The organism is uncultured Microbacterium sp., from assembly GCF_947632095.1.
Taxonomy (GTDB): Bacteria; Actinomycetota; Actinomycetes; order Actinomycetales; family Microbacteriaceae; genus Microbacterium.
Genome location: NZ_CANROA010000089.1, coordinates 1 through 3,935 on the forward strand (window position 1 = coordinate 1; position 3,935 = coordinate 3,935).

Consider the following 3,935-nt stretch of genomic DNA (forward strand, 5'->3'; position numbering starts at 1 on the left):
TGCACGCCGCCGACGCGGTCGGCCGCGATCTGCGCGAGGTAGCCGGATGCTGCGAAAGCGGCCATCGGGTCGGCGGCCAGGCCGCGCGACTCGCGCCACTCGGCGAGGGCCGGACGCACGTCAGTGTAGAAAGCGTCCATGAAGACCGCGTTGGCGGCCAGGACGTCGCCGGACTTCTGGGCGGCCGACAGAGCGTCGCGGTCGACGAGCAGGGCACGAGCCGTCATCTCCTGCACGTTGAGCACGGAGCGGATCTGGCCGGGGATCTTGTCCTCGACGTTGTGGCACTGGTCGAGCATGAAGGCCACGTCGGGGTTGTTCAGGCCGCCGCCGCGCACGACCTCGAAGAGGATGCGGAACAGCTGGAACGGGTCTGCCGCGCCGACGATGAGGTCGTCATCGGCGTAGAAGCGCGAGTTGAAGTCGAAGGAGCCGAGCTTGCCGAGGCGCAGCAGCTGCATGACGATGAACTCGATGTTCGTGCCGGGGGCGTGGTGGCCGGTGTCAAGGCAGACCATGGCCTTGTCGCCGAGGGTGGCGACCTGCGCGTAGCTGGTGCCCCAGTCGGGAACATCGGTGTGGTAGAAGGCGGGCTCGAAGAACTTGTACTCGAGCACCATGCGCTGCTCGTCGCCGAGGCGGGCGTAGATCTTCTCGAGGGAGTCCTGCAGGCGGTCCTGGCGTCCGCGCATGTCTGCCTGGCCGGGGTAGTTCGAGCCGTCGGCGAGCCAGATTTTCAGGTCGCGCGAGCCGGTGGCGTCCATGACGTCGATGCAGGCGAGGTGGTGGTCGATGGCCTTCTGGCGGATCGCGGCGTCTTCGTGCGTGAGCGCGCCGAACTTGTAGTCGTCGTCCTGGAAGGTGTTGGAGTTGACGGTGCCGAGGGTGACGCCGTGGTCTTCGGCGTGCTTGCTGAGGTCGGCGAAGTCGCACATGTCCCACGGGATGTGCAGCGCGACGGCCGGGGCCAGCGCGGTGTACTTGTGCACCTGTGCGGCATCGGCGATCTTCTCGAACGGGTCGCGCGGGGTGCCGGGCGTGCCGAAGACCTTGAAACGCGTGCCGGAGTTGCCGAACGCCCACGAGGGCAGCTCGATCGACTGCTTCTCGAGCTCGGAAAGGATGTCGGAGGAGAGGATGCTCACGATGCGCTGCTTTCGGTTGAGGTGGACTCGGTCAGTTGCTCGGCGAGGTTGAAGACCTCGCTGAGAGGCGTGGAGGCCTGGTCGGGGCGTCCGCCCAGCCCGACGAAGAAGCGGCCCATTTCGGCCTCCCACTTCGCGGCGATGGGGGAGGCGGCGAGGTATGCCTGTGCGGCTTCGTCGTCGTCGGTCTCGTAGTAGCCGATGAGCATGCCGCCGTCGCCGAGGAACAGCGAGTAGTTGCGGCGGCCGGATGCGGCGATCTCCGCCAGCATCTCGGGCCAGACGGGGGAGTGACGGGCGACGTACTCGTCGATCAGGTCGGGGGCGATCTGCAGTTGGAAGCAGACGCGTGTGGGTGAAGTCGCCATTGAGGTTCTCCTGAGAGGGGTGAGCGCGGTGCGCGCTCTGTGAATCGTTTCAACGATAAGCCTGGATGACCGATCGCGCAACTGCGCCCGATTCGCGCGCCGAAGAAGGGGTGGGCGGATGCCGTACACTCGCGGTCAGTGTGCAGGAGGAGAAGGCATCAATGGCGGTGAGCGTTCGCGAGGTTGCGGTGGCGGCCGGAGTCTCTGTCGGGACGGTGTCGAACGTTCTGAATCGGCCTGAGAAGGTGTCGGATGCTGTGCGCGGACGTGTGCTCGCAGCGATCGATGAGCTCGGCTTCGTGCGCAACGACGCCGCCCGTCAGCTGCGGGCGGGTCGAAGCCTGTCGATCGGCCTGCTGGTGCTCGATATCCGCAACCCGTTCTTCGCCGAGGTGGTGCGCGGCGCGGAGGAGCGCGCTGAGGTGCATGGCATGTCCGTGCTGGTCGCCAACAGCGATGAGAAGCAGGAGCGCGAGGCCACCCACCTCGACCTCTTCGAGCAGCAGCGCGTCGCAGGGGTGCTCGTCACTCCGGTTGCCGACGCCTCGTCGCGGCTGCGCGACATGAGCGGTCGCGGCATCCCCGCGGTGCTCGTCGACCGCGAATCCCATGATCCGCGTTTCGCCTCCGTCGCCGTCGACGACGTGATGGGCGGACGCCTCGCGGCCGAGCACCTTCTCGACACCGGGCGCCGTCGCCTCGCCTTCGTCGGAGGGCCCGCCGGCATCCGCCAGGTCGCCGACCGTCTGCAGGGGGCGCAGGATGCCGCGTTGCGGGCGGGAGCTGCGATCGAGGTCATCGCGACCGAGGCGCTGAGCGTGGAGGAGGGGCGTCGCGCCGGCCGGCGCATCCTCGAGCGGAGCTCGCAGGAGCGGCCCGATGCCGTCTTCGCGGCCAATGACCTGCTCGCCCTCGGCGTGATGCAGAGCCTCGTCATGACGGGCGATGCCCGTGTGCCCGCCGACATCGCGCTCATCGGTTACGACGACATCGACTTCGCCGCCGCTGCCGTCATCCCGCTGAGCTCGATCCGCCAGCCGGCGGCCCTCATCGGATCGACCGCCGTCGACCTTCTTCTCGCCGGAGAAAGCCGCCGCGACGAGCACGTTCTCTTCGAACCCGAGCTCGTGGCCCGCGCGAGCACACTCGGAATCTGACGCTCGGTTCGCACCGCGTTCGAACACCCGTTATGCTGGACGAGTGCACCCGATCCTCGGACCGGATGCCTGGAGACGTCGCATAGTGGCCTAGTGCACCACCCTGCTAAGGTGGAGTCCTCTTTAAAGGGGACCGAGGGTTCAAATCCCTCCGTCTCCGCCACAGATCCTGAGCCGCGACATCGTATACGAACCAGTCGCGGCTCAGGATTTTTTGTTGTCTCGGACTGTTACGGGTGGCGCGCCTCGTGATCAATCGACGACGGTCTAGTTCTTCGGCGCCGGAGAAGCCATCAACGGGTGTCGATATTCAACGGACATCAGATGTCATATATTTGAATCCGCTATGTGCGTTTGAAGCGATCGCGCAGGCTGATCCGAGGGATGGACGATGAAGAGGTTCCGACGCGCGCGTTCGCTCATGACCCGAGCCCTTGGAGGGCTTCTTTCGTTCGTTTTGGTCGGGGCAATCTTGGTCTATTTGCCGAGCCCGACCCAAGCTAGCGCGGATGAATCGGTGGTTGTCCCCGCGGCGGCGTCGGCCCCGACAACGGTCATTCTCACCTCGACGCACGCATCGCTCCAAGCGGGCCAAAGCGCAACGCTGACGGCTCGCGTAGACCAGCCGATCGAGGACAGTTCCAGTCGCCTCGAGATTTGGAATGCCTCACGCGATACGCGCATTGCCGAGTGCACCTCTGGGGTTGAATGTGCGGTAGTCGTCCAAATGTCCAGTGGTAGCCACGAATCTTTCGAAGCTCGTGTCAATTCGATCACTTCGAACGAGGTGGTTGTTGAGCGTGCGGCGTGGTCGGTGTCGTTGAATGTGGATAAGAGTGTTTTCTCCGTTGGGGAATCGGTGACGTTGACGGCGATGCCGAATCAGGACATCAAGTTGGCTCAGCCGTATCGGGTGTATGTGCTGGACGTGACGACGGATCGCACGATCGGTGTGTGCAACCACAGCGGGAGGGGCTCGAACGCTCAGTGGGCTGATGGGGCGTGTGTGGTGTCGACGACCTTCCCGACGGGCCCGGCGCATACCTATCGCGCATATGTGGCGCAGGGCGCTTCGAATGTGGGTCATCCGCTTTCGGGATTGACTGACGTTCAAGCGATTAGTAACACCTTCTTCGCGTGGGCAGCCGGAGGTCCGACGCTTCCGCTGGAGACCGCGGGAGGATCGAAGGCTCTTCACGAACGAGGGTGTAGCCGGGGCCTGAAGCCGCCGGCTTCGAGGAGCGATCTCGCGACATAGTTCGTCA

3 protein-coding genes and 1 tRNA gene are annotated in these 3,935 nt (G+C 65.1%); 2 read left to right on the top strand and 2 right to left on the bottom strand.

Translation table 11 applies throughout. The features are described 5' to 3' along the window. Together rhaI and Q0Z66_RS12145 are read right to left on the bottom strand one after the other, a co-directional pair. A partial coding sequence (gene rhaI, locus Q0Z66_RS12140; protein WP_298041519.1) for an L-rhamnose isomerase occupies positions 1 to 1,145 on the bottom strand: 1,145 nt, incomplete at its 3' end. Beyond that, entirely contained in the window at positions 1,142 to 1,513 is a 372-nt protein-coding gene (locus Q0Z66_RS12145) for an L-rhamnose mutarotase (RefSeq protein ID WP_298041521.1), read from the bottom strand. The genes rhaI and Q0Z66_RS12145, both read right to left, overlap by 4 nt. A gap of 161 nt (positions 1,514 to 1,674) precedes the next feature. On the opposite strand from Q0Z66_RS12145, the gene Q0Z66_RS12150 reads away from it, so the two are divergent. Beyond that, positions 1,675 to 2,670, top strand: a complete 996-nt coding sequence (locus Q0Z66_RS12150) for a LacI family DNA-binding transcriptional regulator (RefSeq protein ID WP_298041524.1) — start codon at positions 1,675 to 1,677, stop codon at positions 2,668 to 2,670. Positions 2,671 to 2,741: 71 nt separating this feature from the next. Beyond that, positions 2,742 to 2,833: transfer RNA gene (locus Q0Z66_RS12155), tRNA-Ser, on the top strand. The last annotated feature ends 1,102 nt before the right edge of the window (positions 2,834 to 3,935 follow it).